Origin of the sequence: Chryseobacterium herbae, from assembly GCF_025154075.1 — a bacterium.
In the GTDB taxonomy this organism is placed as follows: Bacteria; Bacteroidota; Bacteroidia; order Flavobacteriales; family Weeksellaceae; genus Chryseobacterium; species Chryseobacterium herbae.
Map to the genome: position 1 here is coordinate 1,001,814 of NZ_JAOAMU010000001.1, position 23,898 is coordinate 1,025,711.

Annotated in this window: 21 protein-coding genes; 9 read left to right on the forward strand and 12 right to left on the reverse strand. The window is 37.4% G+C overall.

Features of this window, described 5'->3' with window-relative positions; all coding sequences use genetic code 11:
• Positions 1 to 7: 7 nt before the first annotated feature.
• Complete coding sequence (locus N0B48_RS04245) at positions 8 to 2,146, reverse strand: S46 family peptidase (protein WP_259836980.1); 2,139 nt, start codon at positions 2,144 to 2,146, stop codon at positions 8 to 10.
• Positions 2,147 to 2,437: 291 nt separating this feature from the next.
• On the opposite strand from N0B48_RS04245, the gene N0B48_RS04250 reads away from it, so the two are divergent.
• A complete protein-coding gene (locus N0B48_RS04250) occupies positions 2,438 to 2,926 on the forward strand; it encodes a copper resistance protein NlpE (RefSeq protein WP_259836982.1) in 489 nt (162 codons plus the stop codon).
• Between the two features lie 30 nt (positions 2,927 to 2,956).
• Here N0B48_RS04250 and N0B48_RS04255 read toward each other — a convergent pair whose 3' ends face one another.
• Positions 2,957 to 3,604, reverse strand: a complete 648-nt coding sequence (locus N0B48_RS04255; protein ID WP_259836984.1) for an MgtC/SapB family protein — start codon at positions 3,602 to 3,604, stop codon at positions 2,957 to 2,959.
• 144 nt (positions 3,605 to 3,748) lie between these two features.
• On the opposite strand from N0B48_RS04255, the gene N0B48_RS04260 reads away from it, so the two are divergent.
• From N0B48_RS04260 to N0B48_RS04295, 8 genes are all read left to right on the forward strand, one after another.
• Complete coding sequence (locus N0B48_RS04260) at positions 3,749 to 4,303, forward strand: YdeI/OmpD-associated family protein (protein ID WP_259836985.1); 555 nt, start codon at positions 3,749 to 3,751, stop codon at positions 4,301 to 4,303.
• A 27-nt stretch (positions 4,304 to 4,330) separates the two neighbouring features.
• The gene (locus N0B48_RS04265; protein ID WP_259836986.1) at positions 4,331 to 4,729 is read left to right on the forward strand and encodes an immunity 22 family protein; all 399 of its coding nucleotides are present in this window, start codon (positions 4,331 to 4,333) and stop codon (positions 4,727 to 4,729) included.
• Positions 4,730 to 5,063: 334 nt separating this feature from the next.
• Positions 5,064 to 5,627, forward strand: coding sequence for a hypothetical protein (locus N0B48_RS04270; RefSeq protein WP_259836987.1), 564 nt, complete (start codon positions 5,064 to 5,066; stop codon positions 5,625 to 5,627).
• 44 nt (positions 5,628 to 5,671) lie between these two features.
• Complete coding sequence (locus tag N0B48_RS04275; RefSeq protein ID WP_259836988.1) at positions 5,672 to 6,307, forward strand: FEKKY domain-containing protein; 636 nt, start codon at positions 5,672 to 5,674, stop codon at positions 6,305 to 6,307.
• Between the two features lie 50 nt (positions 6,308 to 6,357).
• Entirely contained in the window at positions 6,358 to 6,672 is a 315-nt protein-coding gene (locus N0B48_RS04280; protein WP_259836989.1) for a hypothetical protein, read from the forward strand.
• Positions 6,673 to 6,762: 90 nt separating this feature from the next.
• Positions 6,763 to 7,623 (forward strand): hypothetical protein, encoded by an 861-nt coding sequence (locus N0B48_RS04285; RefSeq protein WP_259836991.1) that lies wholly within the window; start codon positions 6,763 to 6,765, stop codon positions 7,621 to 7,623.
• Between the two features lie 26 nt (positions 7,624 to 7,649).
• A complete protein-coding gene (locus N0B48_RS04290) occupies positions 7,650 to 8,384 on the forward strand; it encodes a hypothetical protein (protein ID WP_259836993.1) in 735 nt (244 codons plus the stop codon).
• A gap of 135 nt (positions 8,385 to 8,519) precedes the next feature.
• On the forward strand, positions 8,520 to 9,098 hold the full coding sequence (locus N0B48_RS04295) for a hypothetical protein (protein ID WP_259836995.1): 579 nt from the start codon (positions 8,520 to 8,522) through the stop codon (positions 9,096 to 9,098).
• A gap of 323 nt (positions 9,099 to 9,421) precedes the next feature.
• On the opposite strand, the gene polA is transcribed toward N0B48_RS04295, so the two are convergent.
• The 10 genes from polA to N0B48_RS04345 all read right to left on the reverse strand — a co-directional run bounded on the left by polA (position 9,422) and on the right by N0B48_RS04345 (position 23,722).
• Positions 9,422 to 12,256, reverse strand: coding sequence for a DNA polymerase I (gene polA, locus N0B48_RS04300; RefSeq protein WP_259836997.1), 2,835 nt, complete (start codon positions 12,254 to 12,256; stop codon positions 9,422 to 9,424).
• Positions 12,257 to 12,661: 405 nt separating this feature from the next.
• Complete coding sequence (gene tssD, locus N0B48_RS04305; RefSeq protein ID WP_223607076.1) at positions 12,662 to 13,069, reverse strand: type VI secretion system tube protein TssD; 408 nt, start codon at positions 13,067 to 13,069, stop codon at positions 12,662 to 12,664.
• Between the two features lie 312 nt (positions 13,070 to 13,381).
• Positions 13,382 to 13,927, reverse strand: coding sequence for a hypothetical protein (locus N0B48_RS04310; RefSeq protein ID WP_259836999.1), 546 nt, complete (start codon positions 13,925 to 13,927; stop codon positions 13,382 to 13,384).
• A 137-nt stretch (positions 13,928 to 14,064) separates the two neighbouring features.
• Positions 14,065 to 15,384: a hypothetical protein gene (locus N0B48_RS04315; RefSeq protein ID WP_259837000.1), complete on the reverse strand. Its 1,320-nt coding sequence runs from the start codon at positions 15,382 to 15,384 to the stop codon at positions 14,065 to 14,067.
• A 12-nt stretch (positions 15,385 to 15,396) separates the two neighbouring features.
• Positions 15,397 to 15,897 carry a hypothetical protein gene (locus N0B48_RS04320; RefSeq protein WP_259837001.1) on the reverse strand — a complete coding sequence of 167 codons (501 nt, stop codon included), beginning with the start codon at positions 15,895 to 15,897 and terminating at the stop codon, positions 15,397 to 15,399.
• Between the two features lie 132 nt (positions 15,898 to 16,029).
• Entirely contained in the window at positions 16,030 to 17,091 is a 1,062-nt protein-coding gene (locus tag N0B48_RS04325) for a LysM peptidoglycan-binding domain-containing protein (RefSeq protein ID WP_259837003.1), read from the reverse strand.
• Positions 17,092 to 17,093: 2 nt separating this feature from the next.
• Complete coding sequence (locus N0B48_RS04330) at positions 17,094 to 19,268, reverse strand: type VI secretion system Vgr family protein (protein WP_259837005.1); 2,175 nt, start codon at positions 19,266 to 19,268, stop codon at positions 17,094 to 17,096.
• Positions 19,269 to 19,487: 219 nt separating this feature from the next.
• Entirely contained in the window at positions 19,488 to 19,898 is a 411-nt protein-coding gene (gene tssD, locus N0B48_RS04335; protein ID WP_259837007.1) for a type VI secretion system tube protein TssD, read from the reverse strand.
• Between the two features lie 383 nt (positions 19,899 to 20,281).
• Entirely contained in the window at positions 20,282 to 21,151 is an 870-nt protein-coding gene (locus tag N0B48_RS04340) for a lytic transglycosylase domain-containing protein (protein ID WP_259837009.1), read from the reverse strand.
• A gap of 72 nt (positions 21,152 to 21,223) precedes the next feature.
• A complete protein-coding gene (locus N0B48_RS04345; protein WP_259837010.1) occupies positions 21,224 to 23,722 on the reverse strand; it encodes an ATP-dependent Clp protease ATP-binding subunit in 2,499 nt (832 codons plus the stop codon).
• Positions 23,723 to 23,898 lie beyond the last annotated feature (176 nt).

Below are 23,898 nucleotides of genomic sequence, written 5' to 3' on the forward strand. Positions count from 1 at the left end.
TTATGTATTATTTGATCACCTTCATTTCGTCGATAAGCCATTTGGAATCGGCAAATTTATCGATAATGAACAGGATGTATTTTGTATCTACCATAATGTTTCGGCTGAAACGTGGGTCATAATTGATATCACTCATCGTTCCTTCCCACTGTCTGTCGAAGTTTAGACCTACAAGATTTCCATTGGCATCGAGCGCCGGGCTTCCTGAGTTTCCTCCAGTGGTATGGTTCGTAGCAGTGAATCCAACAGGAACATCTCCTGTTTTGTCCTTATAGGATCCGTAATCTTTCTTGTTGTAAAGATCGATCAGTTTTTTAGGTACATCAAATTCATAATCTCCCGGAACATATTTTTCAATAACTCCGGCAAGGTGCGTCTGGTAACCATAAGAAACAGCATCTCTAGGGGTAGAACCTTTTACTTTTCCATAAGTTACACGAAGCGTAGAGTTTGCATCCGGGAAGAATTTTCTGTCTTTATCCGTTGCCATCTGTTGCGCCATAAATTTCTTCTGAAGATCATCAATTTTCCCCTGAAGAGCAGTAAACTGAGGATCTGCATTTTTCATGTAGGTTTCCTTCATAGAAACATACAGCTGGTAGATAGGATCTTTTTTCAAAGTCTTAACTAACTTGTCCTGATTTGAAAATGACTTTTCTACATCCGTTGTCAAAGCAGCTCCGTTCACCTGAGCTCTTCCTGTAACGATTGAGTTTTTAGACATCTCCTCGATCATCGGGATATTCTGGTTTTCGTCTTTATATTTATTGAATCCAACCGGTAAGAACTGAGGAGCCGTTTTATTAACATATAAAGCCAATAATTTTGCCGTTACTTTAGCATCAAGCTCTGCACTGTAATCCTTGTAGAATGAAGTAACCTTTGCTTTTAATTTGGCAAGCTCTTTTTCATCCATTCTTCCTGCTTCCACAGAAGCTACATAATCGTAGTAATCTCCTGCAAGCTTCAACGTTTCCGCATTTCTTACCACTTCTGTGTAATAAGCATTGTTCAGTGCGTAAGGAGCCTGGTCGTTGTACAGTTTATTCAGCTGGTCTAAAGTAGTTTTGATCTCAGGATTTTTAGCGACCAAAGATCCTTCATACATTACTTTTTTCTCTACGGCATTAGACTTTTTCAGGCCTTCTACCTCTCCGATCCACTTTTTCCAGTAATTGGCTACGGATGCATATTTCGAAGCATATTTGATACGTGTTTCACTGTCTACACGCATTTTTTCGTCCAATGTCTTTAAAGCAACATCACGTACAGCAATTCTCGCCGGATCAATATCTTTCATGATCTTCTCCACAGCTACTGCAGGAAGATATTCTGTAGTTTTTCCAGGGAATCCGAATACGAATGTAAAGTCGTTTTCAGTCTTATCTTTTATAGAAACCGGCAGATAATGTTTCGGAACGTAAGGAACGTTGTCTTTTGAATATTCAGCAGGTTTGTTATCTTTTCCCGCATAAATTCTGAACATGGAGAAATCTCCGGTATGTCTGGGCCAAACCCAGTTATCTGTATCGCTACCGAATTTCCCAATGCTTTGAGGCGGTGCCCCAACCAAACGGATATCTTTGTAAGTTTCAGTAGTAAAAGCGTAATATTTATTACCGTAATACATTGGTTTTACAATGATCGACTGGTAAGATTCTATTTTCTGAGCGTTTTTATAAACCTCAATATTTTTACTGATCTTTTTAGCCAGTTCAGGCTCCACAAGGTTGTCCGTCCCTTCTAAAATCTGATCGGTAGCTTCTTTGATATCAACAATGAAGTCAACTTTTACACCAGGATTTGGAAGTTCTCCCTCCGGATTCTTAGCCCAGAACCCGTTTGAAAGAAGATCATTCTGAACCGTAGAATGTGCCTGGATCTGCCCGTATCCACAGTGGTGGTTGGTCAGTAACAATCCTTTAGGTGAAATGATTTCCGCAGTACATCCGCCGTTAAACTGTACTACCGCATCCTTGATGCTCGGCTTTTGGGTATTGAAAATGTCTTTGGCAGAGATCTTCATTCCCATATCCTTCATTTCCTTTTCATTCAGTTCTGTCGGAATCCACATTCCTCCATATTGCTGAGCGAATGCCATTGCAGCCGGCAAAAGAAATACGGATAAAAGTATCTTTTTTGTCATAATCAAAATTTTGCCCCAATTTACAAAGAATATTGTACATATGCCTCACGTGGGCGATGATTTTAGATTTTAGACTTCAGACATGTTTCGGGATGCGGGTTCCGGGTTCCGGGTTCCGAGATTCGAACCAGCAACTCTCCTACTCTAAAACCCTAAAACTCTCAAACTCGCATCCCGAAACTAATAACTCTTAATTCATAACCCGTAACCCTCGAACCCCGCACCCCGAAACGGCTCAGTTTTTGTTTCAAACACCGCACTTAATTATTAATATATTTAAATTACTTTATCATGATGAATAGCAAAATGTTCATTCTCGGAATTGCATCGGCAGTTTTTTTAGCATCGTGTAATCAGAAAGAAAAAACTACTGAAACAACTAATGCAGCAACGGACTCTGCTGCCGTACAGACCAATCCAGCGGACAGCATTACGAAAGCAACACCTACTGCGGCTGGCGATACTTCGGAAAACGCTCTTGACTGGCCGGGAACTTATGAAGCAGTGGTTCCATGTGCTGACTGTCCGGGAATCAAGACTTCATTGACCTTAAATAATGATAAAACATTTAGCATTACTGAAGAATATATCGACAGAAATTCTAAAAACCAGGATAAAGGAACTTTTGAATGGGATGCTGCGGGAAGTGTAATTACTTTAAAAGGAAAAACAGCCAGTTACAAATATAAAGTGGGTGAAAATATCCTGATACAGCTTGATATGGACGGACAGGAAATTACCGGACCGAATAAGGATCTGTATGTTTTCAAGAAAAAATAAAGGCTCAGTCCTTTATTTTTTTGCTTTAACTTAAAACTGATAGGCTGTAATTTTAGGATCATTGATGAGACTTCTTACCACTTCATCATGTTTGGTGTGTTTCCCGGTAAGTCTCCATGTTATAGAAAGATTTCCCTGTGAATACTGCATTTTCAGTATAAAATATTTCAGATGGTGATCCTCAAATATTTTTTCACAATGTTTTATATCATCTGATCCCTCTACCGTAATTCTGTATTCCCTGATTTTGTGGCTGCTGTCTATGAAATTCTGCAGATAGATGAGCGCGCTTAGAATTAAAATAACCAGCGCTGTTCCTAAAAGCGAAAGATAGACATACCCTGAACCTACTGCCATTCCTATTGAAGCAGTGGCCCAAATGGTAGTGGCTGTTGTGATTCCATCAATTTTATTATCTCCTTTAAAGATAACGCCCGCTCCCAGAAAACCTATTCCGGTAATGATATTGGCTGCCAGACGGTCCGGATTCTGTACTCCGATTTTAATGGAAAGAATGGTAAACAGGCAGGATCCGAAACATACCAGGATAAAGGTTCTTAAACCTGCAGATTTGTTCCGATATTCACGTTCTGCACCGATCAGCAGTCCCAGAAGGACTGAGATGAGTATGAGGAGCAGCTCGTTTTGGACGACATAATGATCCTGAAGAAATTCCATTGTTTAGCGTTTTACCTGAATAAAATTACAATAAAAAAGCATACTGCCGCATTTTTTGATCGGACGATTTTGTCCCTGTCAAATTCTCATTTAAAAGAAAAGTTTTGTAATATTACATTTTAATACGCACAAAAAACATTCACCATGGCTCCTATATTTTTTGCAACAACGGAAGAATTCAGAAAGTGGCTGGACGAAAATCACACGAAAGAAAAAGAAGTTCTGGTTGGTTTTTATAAAAAAGGCACGGGAAAAGCTTCTATGCACTGGTCTGAATCTGTAGATCAGGCCTTATGTTTTGGCTGGATAGACGGAGTGCGAAGGTCTGTAGACGCGGAAAGCTATTACAACCGGTTTACGCCGAGAAAATCCAGCAGCAACTGGAGTCTCATCAACATTAAAAAAGTGGAAGAACTTACGAAAGCAGGATTGATGAGGCCTGCAGGACAGAAAGCATTTGAAGCAAGAAAAGAGGACAAAACGGGAATTTATTCACACGAAACGGAAAATATTCTTGATCCTGCGTATGAGAAGGAGTTTAAAGCACATAAAAATGCCTGGGAATTTTTCGAAAAGCAGGCTCCGTCTTATAAAAAGTTGACCATCCATTGGCTGATGAGTGCAAAACAGGAAAAAACAAGACTTTCAAGATTGGAAAAAGTAATCAGTGAAAGCGAACAATTAAGAAGATTAAAATAAATATACGGTATACTTAAAAAATAATTTATGGAGAAAGAGATTTCACACTTTTGGTTGGGATATTTTAAAAATGAAGATGAATTCGATGCTTTTGCTGAAGAGAATGAAAGTTATTATATAGAGGAAGAAAACGAAGACCTTTATGTATCTAAATTTGCTGAATCGCAAAATATACAATGGTTTGATTATGATTTTCTGGAATATGGTTTTGAAGATGAGAACTTAGGCATCTACGAAAAATTCACAGATTATTCTTACGCCGATCAATGGCTTCCGGTTATTGAACAAAAAATCAATCAGCTTGGTCTGGAAACTCCGGTGAATGCTATTATTTTCGCGAACAAACATGCGATTCCCAATCCGGTTTCTGTAAACGACGAGGAGTATGCACTGTACTATATCGGTGAAATTGAATATAACATCTAGTCTTTTGTGAAAGGGACCTGAATAAAGGATCACAGGAATCTGTTGAAGGTTTTTGTGATCCTTTTCTATTTTAAGACATTAAAACTTTTTTTTAATTATCTTAGGCTTAATAAATTGCCGATGAAACATATCTTATTTATTTTATTCATATTATACTCGTCCTTTTTCTTTGGATAGTAAAAATGTAGTTTAAAAATTAATCCTCTCTGCTAATCTGCAAAGCAAGGGGAAGATTGCAATATATACGGTCTGAAAGATGATGAAATTACCTACACGAAAGTAAACCATGACTAGATTTTCACTGCCTCTCAACAACTAAAAACAGACGCCGATTTTGAAAAAAATAATACTGATCTTCTTTTTGCTCGTGCTGACTTTAGGATATGCTCAAAAAATCCCCACATTCGCGCTGCGTTCAGAAGTGGGTTCTTATACTCAATTTGGGCTACGGGCTTTAGATAAAAATGATTTATATGTCATTTTAGGCACATCCGATCCTATGACCGGATCACCACCTCAATATCTGGTGTATATTTTTAAGGCTAAAGGAGATGTGTATTTCTATTATAAAAACTCACCTCTTTCTTCTAATAAAGTGGAGCTTTCAGAGGAGGATAAGAAGCGTCTTTTTGAGACTATTCATTCAAAAAAGTTTAAAAAATTTCTGAATTATAATCAGGAGGATTTTGAGTTGAAAAACAAAAAGAAAGACTATCCGCTTTTACTTGATACCACTTACAGTCTGACTGTAATTCAAAACGGCAAACAAAATACCTATTCCTATTTCTCAAAAAAACATCTGGAATCTGATAATCCGCGTATTAATAAGCGTATGTTGAAAAAATATACAGATATTCTGGATAAGTTTGGGGAAGTGAAAACCGATAAAGGGCATTGAGTTTCGCCAGAAAATCTTATTTTAGATAAGTAAAGATTTCTGATATGTACAAAAAACTCTTCATGATCAATATAGCGGTCATCCTGCTGGTGACTGTTGTGTATATTTTCGGATATTATTTCATCAATTATCCTATGAAGTTTGATGTATGGGAGATGCTTAAAGAATGCAAGCTCCAATACCTTCCGGCTGTTTTTATCGTGACGGCATTGGCTTCTTACCTGGTCAGCAGCCTGGATTTTAAGAAATTAAACTTTAAAAGTAAATTTTTAAGCGTATTTCCTTTCTTAAATATGCTGGCTCTGGCATTTTTTATTTACATCGCAGCTGAAGGATTTATAAAAAACAAAAGAGAGCTTACGAAGCAGGAGAATTATTACATCATAGAAGCTCAAAAAGATATTAAAAAAGACCAGATTGTCATGAGGTATGCAGGAGGCTTCTTTCTTCCGATTGCTGACCAGACTACGATCAAAAAGATAGACAGTATCCGTAAGAAATATGGGATTATTTCACAGAATACCGGATGCACCATTGATCCGATAGATCGTAAAGCTCAGGAAAAATACAGCGAACTCACCGATCCTTATCTGGAAAACAGGAATGGAAAAGACTGGAATGAAAGAATGAAAAAAGAGATTGATGGTCTGAAGAAAATTAAGAATCCGGGAATTAAATAGTGATCAGCTTTACGAAAAGAATACAAAGCATCCAATCAATAAAAAACACCATGGCTTTAGCAAAAAAAGGACTCCGGAAAATAGTGGTCGATGATCAAATCTTTTACTGGAAAATAAGAAAGATCGTTTCACACAATGAAAAGCATGACGATGAATATGGAATTCCTGTACAGCATGAAAGTGAAGGACAGCTTCTGTTGATATATACCGGTTTCTGCAGATCTATTGATTATGGCAGAGAATTGATGAATATTACGCCAAAGCTCATCCAATCCAAAATCACAGAAGCTATTGAGCTGGGATGGAACTATAGCCAGCCGGGAAAAGCACTTGATCTTGTCAATGGGGAACTGATCAAAAGATAAATAACTATTCTCTTACAACTCCATATGTATTCAAATAAAATATTTCTAGAACGAATCCGTTAAAAAACAAAAAACTAAATTCCATTGACCATGAAGAAACTCCTTTTAACCTTTTTTATTTTTTCCTATTTTCTTTCTAATGCTCAAAAGGTTCTTGTATCCTGGGGGCAGCAGACTATCGAAGGACTTACCGAAGAAAAATTCAATGATGCTCAAAAATTTACTGCAGAACAGCTTCTGGAAAAAAACAGAAATGATAAAACATGGTGTGATGTATTTTTAACCCTCAATTCATCTGTCAATAATCAATCTAAAAATTCTGATTATTTAAAAGCGCTTACAGAAGAACTTACGAATAAGAAAGTAACACCTCTTGAAGGAACTTCTAAACTGATTATTTGGGACCGGATCATAAATGGTGATATTCTTTTTGAAGGAAAAGGTCTTGTTGTAGAAAATGATTTGTTTACCGTAGCCGGAAGAGCAAACCAATTACTTCAAAATCTCACAAAGAAAAACTTTGGATATGTTACCATTAACTCAACAGATGAAGATCTTAAAACGATTAAAAGCAACTGGATAAAATTTCTTTCAAATCAACCTGTTGAGGAATATCATTCCACAGAATTTAAGAACTCCAAAATCCCTGAAACGAGCAGTTTAAAAGCAATAGAAGCCCTTATTGTATCCATCCAGAATAATCCTAAGAAAGATCAACTCACAAAAAAATGTCTTCAAAAAGTATACAAACTGGATGAAATGCCAAAAGAAAAAGGTCCGGCTTTGTACTGCAGCCCGGATACCCATAGCTATGCTTACCTTTCTATGCTTTTTGGAGATCAAAAGTTGGATGAAACAAAAAATGCCGCCTGGTGGAAAAAATTCTGGAATGAAAATCACGCTAAACTCACCTGGAATTCAGACAAAGGAATTTATGACGTTAAAAAATAGATTAAAATAACACGCAAAATCAAAATTTGAAAAAATTTATCCCCATACTCGCTATACTTCTGCTGCTCTCTTCCTGCAAAAAAGATAAAACATCTGATGCTGATCAGAAAAAAGATATTGCTACAGGAAGCACTGTACAAAAAGATTCGTTAAATAATAAAAGTGTTGAGATACAAGAGAGCCCGATTAAAAGTGGAAAAACACCATCTGATCTGGTTCCTGATGGCTATGAAATTCAGTATGACGCGGAAGGAGATCTTAATCAAGACGGACTGGCTGACATTGCCCTCGTCATCAGGAAAAAAGATGATACGCTGGCGGGCAGAAAAATGATGATCCTTCTGAAAAATTCCGATAAAACTTACCGGGTAGATAAAATCTCCGATACTGTTCTTCCTGATGAATACAACGAAGCCGGTTATAAAATGCATGACCCCGAAGACATTACCATTGAAAATGGAGAACTGAGCATTAATTTATATGACATCGGGCCAAATGGAAATCAATTCAGCAGATTTAAATATCTGAACGGAGATCTTGTTCTAACTTATATCGAAACGTATAATATGGGAGCGGGTTCTCATTCGGCATTATTCTACCAACCGATGAAGGGAAAACTAACCCTTGAAACCGTGAATACGATGGAGGAAGAAATGCCCACAGAATCTAAAAAATTTCAGCTCAAAAGGGAAAGATTTGTATTTGAAAAAACGTCTCCGGATGATGTGGTAAGGAAGGCTTATGATGCTGTAAATGAATAATACCAGATGCACTGGGAATTTGTCTAAAAAATAGCGAAAAAGGGTAATTGATATTAATGTGTAATTATTCGAATTTTGTTGTAAAGGTTAGAGACCTTACACAGAAAACAAATAAAACTAAAAACCACTAATATCATGAAAACTCTACATTTCGGACTTTTAGGAAAGGAAAATACAGGTCCTTTTATTGTTACGGCTATTCTGTACAGTATCATTTTATGTCTTCCCTTTATTTATTTCCTGTATCTGAAGGGGCTGCCTCATTATTCCAATCATGAAAACATAGACGTAGATGGAAAAACCATTGTTGTCAAAGACTGGCGGGATGATGCAGAATCCAGACAGTTTAAATTGCTGACAAGAGCCTCCATTTTTAGTGCTGCTTTATCTTTCGGAGCACTTGGCGCAGCAGTAAGTCTTATCACTCGGGCTAGAAGATTAAGCGTTTTTGATCATAAAATAACGATTAGGGAATTGATCTCTATACAGACCATAGGTGCCGTTTTTGCTTTTATCCTTTCTCTCATTTTTATGGGTGAAATGATCGGGGGTACACTATTTCCCAATGCTGATGAATTTTATTATATTGTTTATATTCCCGCGGCATTGGCAAAACTTCTGGTCTGGTCTTTTCTGGCAGGTTTTGCTGAAAGATTCGTTCCCAATATCCTTGAAAACCTTACGAAACTTAAAGATGAAAATGGGGAATCCTGATACCATAAATATAATACGCTTCATTAAAAACTACCCCTAAAGTAGTATTTCACAGAAAGTTCAGACTTAATATCTTTACCCTGTATTCTTTAGGATAAATAATTACTCTTTTGAAATACAATCCGAAAAACAACAAAGGAAGGTAAGATCAATGCGGTGAAAGATGATTATTAGGGTTTCCTGCAGAAACAGGGAAAACTTCAGAAGACTAAATTTTTAGTCTTCTTTTTTTATGTTCATTCGTTGTAAAATCCAGGGTATCTGAAAAGAATAAGGTGAGTTTAAAAACCCACCTTATTGTATTGACAATATCTTATCTTCTATTAATGCGCTTCCAGCCAGTTATTCCCGACTCCCACTTCTACCAATAACGGCACCTGGGTTTCCAGAGCGCTTTCCATTTCGGTTTTGATGAGTTTTGAAGCTCTTTCAATCTCGTCTATCGGAGCTTCAAACACCAATTCGTCATGCACCTGAAGAAGCATTTTAGTCTGCAGTTCCTGTGCTTTCAATTCTTTATCAATTTTAATCATCGCAAGCTTTACAACATCTGCTGCGCTTCCCTGAACCGGCGCATTTACGGCATTTCTTTCCGCATGACCTCTTACCACAAAATTATTGGAATTGATGTCTTTTAAATGACGTTTTCTTCCCAGAATAGTTTCCACATAGCCTATCTGGCGGGCTTTGCTTACCTGTTCTGCCATGTATTCCTTTAATTTCGGATAGGTTTCAAAATAGGCTTCGATCATTTGTTTGGCCTCACTTCTTGAAAGACCAGTCTGTTCTGCCAAAGCAAATGCTCCCTGACCGTAGATAATTCCGAAGTTAACGGTTTTAGCCTGACTTCTCTGCGTTTTGGAAACTTCTTCCAAAGGTATTTTGAACAGTTTGGCGGCTGTTGATGCGTGAATATCCTCACCATCCTGGAAAGCCTTGATCATATTGTCTTCTCCTGAAATCTCAGCGATCAGACGAAGTTCAATCTGCGAGTAATCGGCAGAGATGATCTTTTTTCCTTCTCCTGAAACGAAAGCTCCTCTGATCTGCTGTCCACGAAGTGTTCTGATCGGAATATTCTGAAGATTCGGGTTTACACTCGCCAGACGGCCTGTAGCAGCTGTTGTCTGGGAGAAATTGGTATGTACCCTGCTGTCCAGCTTATCAATCTGTGAAGGCAGTGCATCTACGTAGGTTGATTTTAATTTCTGATAGGTTCTGTATTCCAGAATATGTTTGATGATTTCATGTTTTGAGGAAAGCTTTTGAAGGACATCTTCGGAAGTTGCGTACTGGCCGGTTTTTGTTTTCTTGGCCTTAGGATCCAGCTGCATTTTTTCAAAGAGAATTTCTCCAAGCTGTTTCGGTGAATTCATGTTAAATTCTTCTCCTGAAAACTCAAAAATGGTCTTTTCCAATTGTCTTAAGTCATTTTCAAGGTCAATACTTTCCTGCGCCAGCCATTTTTCATCCAGTGAAATTCCGGAAAGCTCCATTTTAGCAAGCACCTCCATCAAAGGCATTTCTATGTTAAAGAAAAGATCTTCCAGGTTTTCTTTTTTCAGTTGTGGAGCAAAGAGTTCATACAGCTGGAACGTTACATCAGCATCTTCCGCTGCATAATCGGTCTGTGTTCTCAGGTCTGCATCTCTGAAAGTTCCCTGGTTTTTCCCTTTTTTCCCGATAATGGTCTCAATGGAAACGGGTTTATAGTTCAGATACACTTCGGAAAGATAATCCATTCCGTGTCTTCCGTCCGGATTCAGCAGATAATGGGCGATCATGGTGTCGAACATGGCCCCTTTCACCGTCATATCGTACTGCTTTAATATTTTATAATCGAATTTTAAATTGTGAGCGATTTTCAGCAGATCCTCTTTCTCAAAGAAAGGTCTGAAGATTTCCAGCGTTTGAAGCACTTCTCCTTTGTCCTCAGATAAAGGAATATAATAAGCCAGTCCTTTTTTGTACGAGAAACTCATGCCTACAAGCTCAGCTTCCAGCTCATTCAGTGAAGTGGTTTCCGTATCAAAACAGACTGCTTTCTGCTTTAATAAATTACTGACCAATACTTTCTGTGCTTTTGGGTTATCTACGAATTGATACAGATGGTCATTGTGATCTATGCTGGATTTGGTAGACGTTGCCTGATCAAGTTCTTCAAAATTTGCAAACAGATCAAGCTGCATGGCCTGCCCTTTTACCTGTGTAGCTTCAGCTATTTGCTTAACCTCAATTTCACGTACTACTGCCGTTTCTGCAGGGGCAGACGCAAAAGCGCGGTACAGGTTTTCGTATAATCTACGGAATTCAATTTCCTCAAAAACTTCTTTTACTTTTTCAAAATCCGGAGTTTCAAGATCGTACTGCTCCTGGTGGAATTCTACCGGTGCATCACAGATAATGGTCGCTAATTTTTTAGATAAAATTCCACGTTCTGCGGACGCTTCCACTTTTTCTTTCAACTTTCCTTTCAGCGTATGTGTATTTTGCAACAGAGTTTCTATATTTCCGAATTCTTTAAGGAATTTCATCGCTGTTTTCTCTCCTACTCCATCCAATCCCGGAATATTATCCACAGCATCTCCCATCATTGCAAGGAAATCAATGACCTGCTTAGGATCTTCAATTTCATATTTTGCTTTTACCTCATCTACTCCAAGGATTTCTATATCACCACCTTTTAAGCCCGGCTTATAAATCTTGATCTTATCGGTAACCAGCTGGGCAAAATCTTTATCCGGCGTTACCATGAACGTGGTATACCCTTCTTTTTCTGCTTTACAGGCAATGGTTCCTATCACGTCATCCGCTTCATAACCTTCTACTCCAAGAATGGGAATATGCATGGCCTGCAGGATTCTGTGGATATATGGAATTGCAATTTTAATAGCTTCAGGCGTTTCACTTCTGTTGGCTTTGTAGTCTGAATAATCATTCGTTCTAACGCTCGCCTGTCCTACATCAAAAACAACCGCCAGGTGAGAAGGCTTCTCCCTTCTGATCAATTCAATCAAAGAATTGGTAAAGCCGAAAATAGCAGAAGTATCCAGTCCTGTGCTGGTAAGTCTCGGATTCCTGATCAATGCGTAATATCCTCTAAAAATCATTGCATAAGCATCGATGAGAAAGAGTCTTTTATCTTGTGTTGCGTCCATAATATCTATAATGAACAAATATAAGAAAATAGGAATATTTTTAGGAGTGATGAGTTATAAATTATGAGTGATGAGTTTCGGGGTACGCCGTGCGGGTTTGAGAGTCGGAGAGTTTGAGTGTTTTAGAGTGTATGGGTATGAGAGGAAGTTGCTGGTGGGAATTAATTAAGACAACTACCTGGTGGCTTCGAGTGCCTCAGCCACCAGGACAGATTAAGAATAAAATGGAGACCAAGCTAACATTTACGGCTGGGATCTAAATTAAGATATACTAGAAGTTCTACATATGACAAACTGGTGGCTGAGGCACTCGAAGCCACCAGTAACAATAGCACAAAAAAACAGAACAGCATTTCTGCCGTTCTGTTCTGATGTTATTTTTTTTAAAAGACTTGGGTCTATTAATTATTGACCTCCTGGCCACATTCCGCGGTACTCAGAGTTCCCTAAAGTAATAACCTCTGCACTGATTACAAAGCTGATTAACATACTGTTGCTGTCAATTGCATCGAAGTCTACTTCGTGTTGGATTACATATCCGTTTTCCCAGTTCAGGGTAGTTAATGTACCTTCTTCGTGAGATTTATTGAAAGTCACTTCACCTTTTGTAGGCTTGTATTTTCCGTTCAATAAACTTTCTAAGATATCAGATTTTTCAGTAGCTTCTACTGTTACTTTGATAAGAGCATTAGAAGGGTCTGATGCTACACGTCCTGAAACGTCTGTAGATCTTGATACGCTATAATTAAGCTTTAATAATTTTTGACCTTCTCCTCCGTTGAATTTTAAGATTCCTCTTGAATTTGCTGCCATGATTGGTGAATTTAATTGTTATATATTGTGTGAATAGTGATTGATTACAGAGCAAAGATAGACCCGATAGAGGTAAGTAAAAAGTTTTTGGATACAAATCTCAGATATTGTAGTAATACTACGATTTGATGTAGTAATTCTACTACTTTTGATTTAACATAATGCTTAAAATGCTTATTGCTAATGGATTTAATTATTTTTCCAAGCTTGATAAAAGCTGCAATTTTACACCATTAAGGGAAATATAATTAATAAAATATAGGAGATATCAACAGAAGTTATTTAGTATTTATATTCTAAATCCAGACCTCATCATGTATCCTTCTCCTGATTTGAATACCAGTAACTGCTTTGAAAATTTCTCCTTCTTATTCTTACAAAATTTAATTCTTTTTGGGCTTCCTTTAGAAACCTTTTAAGATTCTCACCTTTCTCCACTTCATATGGGCTTCTGTATTCAACGTCATTAATAAAAATATCCTGATTGTTTTTCAAACAAAATTTAAAATACACCTTTGAATTTTGCAATATGGGTGATTTTGTTTCATAATCATAAGAGAAAAATCCTTTAATATCAGTCTTAGGATATTTTTTCTGCTTCCTGTTTCCTTTTTGTATGAAGAGATATTGATCATTAAACCAAATTTTCACCTGAACAGAAATAGCTTTTAAAATCAGATAACAGGTCCCGAAATAAAACAATGTAAAAATACTCACCAAAGAAAGCCTAAAACCACCTTTGAATAAAAAATAATACAAAGATCCATATAAAAACATACATGGGATGATGACAAAACCGGTCCAGATGGTATGGTAGGGCAGAACATTTTTAAATGTAAAGATTTTATTTTTTTTCATAGAGAAATTTTGAAGGACTACCCTTCAGGCAATATTCTTCAGATCATTTTAATGTTATTATGGAAAATACAAAAAGACCTTTTCAGGTCTATTTTATTGGTGTATCTTCTCCAAATCTACAATTTAGAAACTCTACCTTATCCATAATTAGCTAAAACATTAATACCTTTCCCTGTATCTTCAGCCATTGCATTAGCTAATGCTTTTCTGGAATCTTCCGAAAAACCAGTTGCAATAAAAGGGAAAAAGAACCCAATAAATCCACCTCCTTTTACGCCAAGTTTTCCAATGTTTTTAATGTTTTGCAGTTTTAACGCCGGGAGGTTTCTTGATAAATTAGGGAGGTTTCTAGGACGAACTCTTCCTAATCCATCTTTTGCAGTTTGCACCAGTGATTCGGAATATTTCCCATTTCGGATATTCTCTACGATCGCTTTTCCTTCCGGTGTTTTCCAGACCTCCCGTGAATTAACTCCTTCCAGTGCTGACAAATCCTTAGCTAATGCTGTTCCTTGTTTTATTTCTATAAGATTTTTCTGCCAATCCTGAACATACCATTTTCCATTAAAAAAAATAGGTGTCTTTCCATCCCTACTGGCTAATCCTCCTTTTTCATTAAGCTCTAAAATATCAGGACTGGCAAGATCACCAGGAGTTGCATTTGAAGGATCTTTAATATAGCCTGGTATTCTGCTGTTTTCATCAACTTTTTCATTCATATCCTGATAATGGGTATTGTCTTCCAGAGAATTATTTCTGATCGCTTCTCTTTCCTGATAAGTTAATTCATTCATTGCCAACATAGTTCCTCCCATCCATAATGCAACTTTTCCTAACCCCCCAATTCCAGCTGCCATAAAAGCTTCACCTGCGAAAATTGCAAGGCCTGCACCACCAAAAAAAGAAGCAAAAGCATTAAAACCTATTTCATTACTATTATTACTATCAATTTGTTGTGCATATTTCTTAGCTACAGCATAGCTAAAAATAGGAGTAAGTATTCCTCCTGCATCACATGAAAGCATAGAGTTTTGGGTAATCGCATTCTTTTGGTCAAATCTCACAGTCATATGTTCTATTTTCCAGCTGCCATTTTCCAATGAACCAGTACACATATGATTTATTTTTGTAGATTGATAAACGCCCGCAGCGACGCTTACTGCCGCTACCCCTATTCCTATGGCAATAACCCATCCCACTGGATTTGATAACAAGGCTAGTCCCACCAATATTCCTGCTCCAAAACATAAAAAACTCCACATTGCATTTTTAGGATTTTTACAAGGAAATTCCTTATCTCTTATATTTCTGTCTGCAACAGTAAGCAATGGCCTTTTCTTATCTTGCCCGTAAAATACAGTTGGGCTACTTCTTGTATCAATGAATTGTCTGGGCTCTGCATCTGTTTGAAATGTACAGATAGCATATACGTCTTTAGGTATGTATGAAGCACTCATAATATTGCATTTTTATTTTGTGGAATACCAAAATCTATTATTAAATTTATTCTTCTCAATTATTTCAAAATTAAGTTCACTCTGTAATGTTTTGATTATATTTATCAAAATACTAACATCAATTCCCTCAATACTATCAATAAATATTTTTCTATCATCAGTAAGTTGTAATTCTAATTTTAACGCTGATTTTTTTTGAGAGGTATTATAATTATATGAATAAAAACCCTTAATATCAGATTTGAAATATTTCTCCTCCTTATTTTTGTTTTTTATGATATATAAATAATCTTTATCAAATTTCAATGTTATATCTGCAGATATCAGTTTCATAGCGAAATACATTGTTATAAAACATAATAGGGCAAAAATCATCATGAATGAAAGTTTAAAATTTACACCTAAAAAGAAATAATATACTGCACTCCAAAATAAAACACAAGGAATAGCTAAGAGATAAGCATACAGTGGATTAAAAGGTATTACATTTTTTAAATAAAATTCTTTTTTCATATATGATCATTTAAAACAATTTTAAAATTTTTGAATTCTCCGTTTTTTCAATTGAGTTGATAGACGTTTAGTGATGGCTGAACACCAATAACTGCTATGAAAATTTTCCTTTCCGATGATCAAAATTTGTTTTTAATATTCAATTTGTTTTAAGTCAAACTGAGTAATAAACTGATAATTATTTTTCACTTCCTCTTTCATCAAGGCAGATGCATTGACAATAACTCCTGTTTTTTTATCGACCATTCTTCTGATCCGATAATCATAATTATATTCAGTAAAACCATATTCTATAATAGGTTTATAAAATTTATTGTACTGATCTTCCAACACAGAATGATCAATTTTATCCTTTAATAGAGTTCCCACTGTTCTGTATTCTACAAAATAATCATCTTCCTTTATAATGGAATGCTGTAGTTCGAGTTCAACCGGAATATTAACGAATATCTGGGAGATAAATTTTAAAACATCATTTTTCTTTCTCTTTTTATGGGCATCGTAGTCATTGAATAATACATGGTATAGAAGTGATTTATCATAGGTCTTCCTTAAATTCGCTTCACTCTCAAACTCTAATCCGCCTCCTTTAATGATGTCCTCCGCTGCCTTGGAATTGATTTTTTCCACCTGTCTGTAAAATTCTGAAGATGCTAGTTTTGGTTTAAACTGCTCCCATTTTTCTTTAATCTCAGAAAAGTTGGCAACCTCTTTTATGGTATTGTCTTTATTTAAATCGAGAATAACGTTTTCCTTATCAAACTCAAGCTCCTTTACAGCTTCTATTGCCAGAGACAGGTTTTCAGGATTTATTTTATACAGATATTCCTTAAGCTTTATCTTAGCTCTCCCCTCCAACAGGTTTCTTTCGACAGTATATTCTTTCTTTGTATTACAATGGAACGATATTCTGTCTTCTAATTTGGTTGTATTAAACTGTTCACACCTGTATCTCACCTTTTGCTCATACTCTCTTGCTTCCGCATCTGCCAAAGCCTTCTCTTTTTCCTCGTCACTTTTTTCTTCTAAAAACAGGTATTGTAAATGAATGGGAAGTTTATTTCCAATAATAAAATTGGTTGTTCCACAATGAAGATTATGAAAATCTATTACTTCTCCAACAGTCAATTTATTGCTTTCTGCAATAGATTCCAGTGTATCTCCTCTTCGTATTTCGTATTTTGTAAATCCCATTCTTAATTTATATCTACTGAATCTCCGGTAACCGTTGTAATGCCTTTGAATATTGCTTTCGCCGAACCTGATCCTTTGATCTCCACTTCTGTACTTGTTATCGTAATTTTCGTTTCCGTAATGATAATTTCACTACTTCCTACTTTAAGTTTTACCTGCTTTACCCCAGTCAGATCAATAGTTCCGGTGTTATCCATCGTGAATACACTGTTTTCTCCGCCAACAGCTACTTTATGCTTATTTCCGACATCGGTAATATGCTCACAGCCTACTTCCAGTTTTTTATTGTTTCCAACTTTATCTGTTTTATCGTTCCCGACTGTTTTGGTGCTGTTATTATTTGCATTATGAACCACATTTCCGGCTCCATCAAAAAGCATATTCGCTCCTCCCTGATCCTTAAGGTTCATAGATCCGGCTCCGTTATCATATTTAAGTTCTGCGCCACTTCTTCCGCTAAAACTCATCACATTATTCCCGGTACCTCCGCCTGCACCAATATTTCCATGGAACATTCCTCCCATCACGAAAGGACGGTCAGGATGCTGGTGAACAAAATTGATGATCACCTGATCTTCCACTTCGGGAACAGACATAAAACCACGGTTTTTATTGACTTTGTCACTGCTTCCTGCATCCGGAGACATCACACGGATAAATTCTGTGGAATCCTGTCCGCTCTGCCAGTCAAACTGCACTTTCACTCTTCCCTGATTCAACGGGTCTGTGTTGGAAATGACTTTGGCAAATTGAGCTTCTGCTCTCGGGTTTTCAAATTCCGGGCGCGGAATAAATCCCGTATCAGCCGCAATGGCTTCAAAAGTCCCGTCGTAATAACCTCTTCCATCTACCTCATGGGTAACACCAATGATCATTAATTTTGTAAAATAAGAGGTATCGTTGGTATCTGCTTTACGCATTTCGATATCTGCAGTACATCCCGGATACAGGAATGGAACCGATGTAGATCCTGAGGTGATGAAAACCTCCGAAGCCTTACTTCCCGCTGTTCCTTTCTGTGAAGCATCGATATCCATAAAAGACGTTGCCTTAATGGGAGCCACTCTTAAAGAAGGGGTTTTAAAAGTTTTTTCTGATATTTCATAAGCTCTTTTGGCAATATCAGAAGTATGGCTGATTTTTGAATTTCCAGTGGTCAGCTTTTCATTTTTACTGCTGTTGTAGCCATAAAAACTTGGACTCACATGCTGCGCTTTCATTTTAATGGCAATATCGCTTACACTGCTGCCATAGGTAAGTTTAACAGGTTTTTCCTGTGGTGGAAGTTTTCCGAAATGCAACACTTCACCGTCATAATAAAATTGCTCACCGTAGGCTTCTGCAATTCTTGCCAGATAATTATAATGCGTTTCTTCGTATTGAGAGCTGTAAGGGACGTTTCCATGTTGGGCATCTACCCTGAAATCGAATTTATTCTGCCCAAGACCTTCTCTTATAACATGATCGGCAATGCTGTTTAAGCTTACCTCTTGTCCACCTCCGAAACTCTGAATATGAGGGGCTGCATCCAACAAAACTGTCGGACTGAAGCCTGTAAGAACGATATTTCCCAGGTTTCCTTTTTCCTGGCTGAATCCTACTTCTGTAATGACTCCAACGAAATTTCGCTCAGGTCCCTGTTCAATATCTTTATATTTAAATACAACTGTAATTCTCTTTCCTAAAAAGTTCTGTGCTTCCTGAAGATTATGATTTTCTGCATTTCCTAAAGCATCATGGGCAAGCATCAGGCTGAATTCATGATGTCTGGAAGCACTCTGTACGAGTTTAAAATGTTTGAAATGTTTGATCACCTGCCCTTCTATCACAATATCGAGCTGAACAACCCGGTTGATCCCTGCGATAAAGCTTTCAGGAATAGCCTGAGCATTGTGAATCTTTGAAGTAGGTTGTTTTGACCAGACCTTACTTTCTGTAATGGAAGGATTATTCGGAACCAAAGTCTGGTTCATGAACATTCCGGAGTTCTGTGCTGCCCCGGAGTAGATTTCCTGCGCTTTTTTTGCTGATTTTTTAACGGCCTCATCAGCTTTCTGAAGTTTATCCTCCGCTTTTTGTACGGCAATATTTTCAGCATTTTTCACCTTTCCTGTTACTGTATCTTTTATACTGCTTTTCGGGCCTTGTACTTTAATTGATTGATCATCCTTAAACATAGTGTGTGTGTTTTTGTTTAAATTATGTAATAAATTGAAATAGCTTCCGGAGGCATACAGCGATGGGAGGCAGTTTCTCCATTCTTATCTGGATTGTAAGAACTTCGTTAGAATCAGTGTTTTGGCTATAATTGTCCAAAAACGGCAAAAACAGAATAGTATATTCTTACGAATACACTATCCTGCACCAATTTATTTTTACTAAGATGATTGTTCAAATTAATGACCAGATGAAGGCCACATTCCGCGGAACTCAGAGTTACCAAGCGTAATAACTTCAGCACTGATTACGAAACTGATCAGCATACTGTTTTCGTCTACGGCATCAAAGTCTACTTCGTGCTGGATCACGTATCCATTTTCCCACTTAAGCGTAGTCAGTGTACCTTCTTCATGAGACTTGTTGAAAGTCACTTCACCTGTAGTAGGCTTATACTTTCCGTTTAGTAAGCTTTCTAAGATGTCAGATTTTTCAGTAGCTTCTACTGTTACTTTGATCAGTGCGTTGGAAGGATCTGATGCTACACGTCCTGATACATCTGTAGATCTGGATACGCTGTAGTTAAGCTTTAATAATTTTTGCTCTTCTCCTCCGTTGAATTTTAAGATTCCTCTTGAATTTGCTGCCATGATTTGTAAATTTTAACTGTTAATATTTTGTGATTTAGTGATTGATTACATAGCAAATATATAACGACGTATTTTGAAAAAAAAGCTTTTGGATATAAATTTAAAAATTTGTAGTAATTCTACGATTTGATGTAGTAATTCTACGACAATAGATTTAAGCATATCATTTAAATAATTGAATTTAAAATAGTTAAATCCTCCAAAAGAAACGTATTTTAATTATTTTTTTACACTTAAAGGAGAAATATTAAGGATTTTTAAGATAATTTATGACCTGGTTAACATAGATTAAAAACATTTTTCATACTCTTAAAAACTAGTATTGGGGCATAAAAAAACCGTCATTAAAAGGACGGTTATTATATTTTCAATAGTAATGGAACTTACTGCTGAACCTTTCCCCCTTCTTTTATAGAACGGAAAAGGATTTTATTTTTTTTCAAAAGAAAATCCGGCATAAGATCAGTAGGAAGATAAAGCGGACTTTCGCCTTTTTTCTGCAATTCTTCCACGATTCCCGGGTTCCAGGCAAGGATTTCATTCAATTGTACATTCAGTTCACGGGCAATCACATCCAGACTAAATCCTGCATTGATTTCAGTTTCCTGCAGAGGTGCCTCACTATTTCTATTACCTCCATCTTCTGTAAAGAAAACTTTATTCAATCGTGAAGAGTTGTAGTTGTTTAAAACACTTTCCAGCTCACCGGTTGCATAGCAGGCATTCAGGTATTTTTTAACATGATTGATGGTTTCTCCCGGAAGGTACTGGGAAAAAACATGATACTGTGTAGAACCTGCGGCCTGCATGGCTTTGGCAATATTTCCTTCACCGCAGTTATAAGCGGCTACAACAGTAATCCAGTCTCCGTATTTTTTATAAAGATTCGCCAAAGAAATCGCAGCGGTCTTCGTACTTTTATAAACATCCGTACGTTCCTGTTCTGTAAGACCGTATTGGTTGGCATGCGCGGTCATAAACTGCCACATTCCCACTGCTCCCGCTCCTGAGGTGATATTTCTGTTAAAATTAGACTCTATTAAAGCCAGATTCCTCAAGTGTTTCGGCACACCCTTCTCTACTAATGAATGCTCGATGAATTCAACGATTTCTTTATTGCCATTGATGATGTTATTGTACTTTCTCACGCTGGCTTCCGAAGTATCGGAGGCGGCGAGAAACTGTCCGTTCACCATGACAAAAGTCCCCGCGAGCATCAGTCCTGTAAAGATATTTTTAAATACAGTTTTCATTTTAATTTCTTAATGGTTATCATAAAGAAAGCTGATTTGTTTATTCACTTACCAGCTTTCCTTGTTTTATTCTTAATCTTCTACTTTCCAGCTCAGCTTATCTTCTTCATTATTCCAATCTACATGGATGGTCTGGCCGGATTTCACTTCTTCTCTTACGATCATTTTAGAAATCGGTCTTGCCAGCTGGGCGCGAATCACTCCTGAGATCTGTCTCGCTCCGTATTTGCTGCTGAATCCTCCTAAAGCAAGGTTTTTCACTGCTTCGTCTGAGATTTTCAAAGCCATTCCTAGCCTCGTTAGTGAAGTATGAAGTGATTTAAGCTGAATATTGAAAATTCGCTCTGCAATAGATTCCGTGATCGGTGCAAAAGGAATAATCTCGGTGATCCTCGCTAAAAATTCCGGTCTGAATCTTCCCGAATTGGACATAATCTGCATCAATGAGGATGATTCCGGAACTTTTCCTTCTTCAAACTGTTTTACGATTTCTTCACTTCCGATATTTGAAGTAAATAATATAATGGCATTACTGAAATCTCCCTCTTTTCCAAGTTTATCATGCACTTTTCCTTCATCCATGATCTGTAAGAATACATCAAAAACGGAATGGTGGGCTTTTTCAATTTCATCAAATAAAACAACGGTATACGGCTGCTGTCTGATTTTATTAACCAACATTCCTCCTTCTTCATATCCTACATAGCCCGGAGGCGCACCATACAGTAATGCTGCGGAATGCTCCTCTTTAAATTCGGACATATCAAAACGAACCATCGCTTTCTCATCATTGAAAAGAAGCTCTGCCATGGATTTTGCCAGCTCGGTTTTCCCGGTTCCGGTAGGTCCCAGAAGGAAAAATGACCCGATAGGTTGTCCCGGTTTGTTCAATCCGCTTCGGTTTTCAACAATGGCATCTGAAAGAATTTTTAAGGCATGATCCTGCCCTACCACTCTGTTCAGTAACATGGATTCCATATTCAGAAGCTTTTCTTTTTCCTGAGCCTGGATCTTCCCGATTGGTATATTTGTTTTTGCCGCCATTACTGCTGCCAGTTCCAGACGGTCTACTTTTTCTCTTTTTTTAGCGGCATGCTGTAAAAGCTCTGCGTAAGTATCATCAATGATTTTGTGGATCTGATCCACCGGCATGGAATTGTCGATAACCGGCTGCTCACTTAATGATCCCCACAGAATCGGACTTATTTTATCTCTCAGAAGATTATAGTTCCAGATCAGTTCATTAGCCTGATCTTTGCTGTCGGTAAATTCTTCTTTTAAAATCGTTTCATAGGTTTCCTTCCAGCTTGCGAGTTCTTTTTCTGAAAGTTCATCCAGCATCTTAATCGCGGCCATCGTTCTGTCTAACAGGTCAATGGCAGCATCAGGCAGTTTTTTACCTTTTGCGTACCTTTTTGCTAAACGTACACACTCTCGAATAGAAGTTTTTTCCACTTCGATGCCGTGGTGCTTTTTGTAGCCATCAAGAAGAACGTCAATCATTTTAACACAAGTTTGCTCGTCCGGTTCATTCACGGTCAACACTTCGAAACGACGGTTGAATGCCTGTTCCGGTTCAATGATTTTTCTGTATTCTTCCTGCGTGGTAGCTCCAATTACGGTAATCTCACCTCTTGCCAGTTCAGGTTTAAGAAGATTAGCTACGTTTCCGATGCTTCCTTTCGAATCTAAAAGGGTATGAATTTCGTCAATGAAAAGAACTGCTTTTTCAATTTTCTTGCATTCATTGATGACTTTTTTCAGACGGTCTTCAATTTCTCCTTTGTAAGACGTTCCGGCTAGCAATGCTCCCGTGTCCAGTTCCAGAAGGGTTGCGTTTTTAAGCATTTCAGGAACATTTCCTTTGGTAATTTCGGTAGCAAAACCTTCTACCAAGGCTGTTTTCCCCACACCCGGTTCACCGATAATGATGACATTCGGCTTGCTTCTTCTGCAAAGAATCTCAACAAGCATCCTCAGTTCTTTGTCTCTTCCTATAATATTTTCCAGATCTCCTTTTCTGGCCTGCGCTGTTCTGTCTACACAGTAGCTTTTAATAGAGGGAAATGATGAATCTGTAAAATCTGACCCGTTGGAAAAAAGTGAAGCAAAATCACCGTCTTCGGATACTGCGAAAGGGGTATCTTTTCTATATAAATTGAAAATTTCATGTTCTCTCAGCGGAAGTGATTTCAGCTGCTGCAGCGAAAAAATAACCTGAGGTTTTACGATAGCGGTCAAGATGCAGATCGGGGTAATCTCATCCAGTCCCAGTTTCAGACGGATATCATCTGCTTCTTCAGTAAGTGTATCTACCGCCTCATCCGCACGTACCTCATCCGGAAGATGGGCCGTTTTTGGATAATCCTCAATGCGGACATCTGCCCACTCGTAGAAATAGCCGGGATCTTTATCTATGCTTTTCAGGAATTCATTAAGGCCGATATCTTTATGCATTAAGGCCTGTAAAATATGTGGCCCGCCGTAGGTTGCATTATAATTTTCCTTTGCTATCGACTGGGCAATATGAAATAGCTGTTTTACTGTTTCGTTGGTTACTAGTACTCCCATTTATAATTTTTCTAATATTAATATGTCTGTGTTCTTTATCGTTTTATCAGATGATTTGGTGCAATCTGTCAAAAGATACATTTTTACAAATATATCTTTTTTATACACAATGTATGTAGGGTTAAAGATAGTTAATTCTTTGATTAGAGAAGTAATAAGTTTTTCGGTGGTGATTT

Coding starts and splice junctions, on each gene's coding strand:
- N0B48_RS04245 (WP_259836980.1), bottom strand. CDS start 2,146: ATGACAAAAAAGATACTTTTATCCGTATTTCTTTTGCCGGCTGCAATG.
- N0B48_RS04250 (WP_259836982.1), top strand. CDS start 2,438: ATGATGAATAGCAAAATGTTCATTCTCGGAATTGCATCGGCAGTTTTT.
- N0B48_RS04255 (WP_259836984.1), bottom strand. CDS start 3,604: ATGGAATTTCTTCAGGATCATTATGTCGTCCAAAACGAGCTGCTCCTC.
- N0B48_RS04260 (WP_259836985.1), top strand. CDS start 3,749: ATGGCTCCTATATTTTTTGCAACAACGGAAGAATTCAGAAAGTGGCTG.
- N0B48_RS04265 (WP_259836986.1), top strand. CDS start 4,331: ATGGAGAAAGAGATTTCACACTTTTGGTTGGGATATTTTAAAAATGAA.
- N0B48_RS04275 (WP_259836988.1), top strand. CDS start 5,672: ATGTACAAAAAACTCTTCATGATCAATATAGCGGTCATCCTGCTGGTG.
- N0B48_RS04280 (WP_259836989.1), top strand. CDS start 6,358: ATGGCTTTAGCAAAAAAAGGACTCCGGAAAATAGTGGTCGATGATCAA.
- N0B48_RS04285 (WP_259836991.1), top strand. CDS start 6,763: ATGAAGAAACTCCTTTTAACCTTTTTTATTTTTTCCTATTTTCTTTCT.
- N0B48_RS04295 (WP_259836995.1), top strand. CDS start 8,520: ATGAAAACTCTACATTTCGGACTTTTAGGAAAGGAAAATACAGGTCCT.
- polA (WP_259836997.1), bottom strand. CDS start 12,256: ATGGACGCAACACAAGATAAAAGACTCTTTCTCATCGATGCTTATGCA.
- tssD (WP_223607076.1), bottom strand. CDS start 13,069: ATGGCAGCAAATTCAAGAGGAATCTTAAAATTCAACGGAGGAGAAGGT.
- N0B48_RS04310 (WP_259836999.1), bottom strand. CDS start 13,927: ATGAAAAAAAATAAAATCTTTACATTTAAAAATGTTCTGCCCTACCAT.
- N0B48_RS04315 (WP_259837000.1), bottom strand. CDS start 15,384: ATGAGTGCTTCATACATACCTAAAGACGTATATGCTATCTGTACATTT.
- N0B48_RS04320 (WP_259837001.1), bottom strand. CDS start 15,897: ATGAAAAAAGAATTTTATTTAAAAAATGTAATACCTTTTAATCCACTG.
- N0B48_RS04325 (WP_259837003.1), bottom strand. CDS start 17,091: ATGGGATTTACAAAATACGAAATACGAAGAGGAGATACACTGGAATCT.
- N0B48_RS04330 (WP_259837005.1), bottom strand. CDS start 19,268: ATGTTTAAGGATGATCAATCAATTAAAGTACAAGGCCCGAAAAGCAGT.
- tssD (WP_259837007.1), bottom strand. CDS start 19,898: ATGGCAGCAAATTCAAGAGGAATCTTAAAATTCAACGGAGGAGAAGAG.
- N0B48_RS04340 (WP_259837009.1), bottom strand. CDS start 21,151: ATGAAAACTGTATTTAAAAATATCTTTACAGGACTGATGCTCGCGGGG.
- N0B48_RS04345 (WP_259837010.1), bottom strand. CDS start 23,722: ATGGGAGTACTAGTAACCAACGAAACAGTAAAACAGCTATTTCATATT.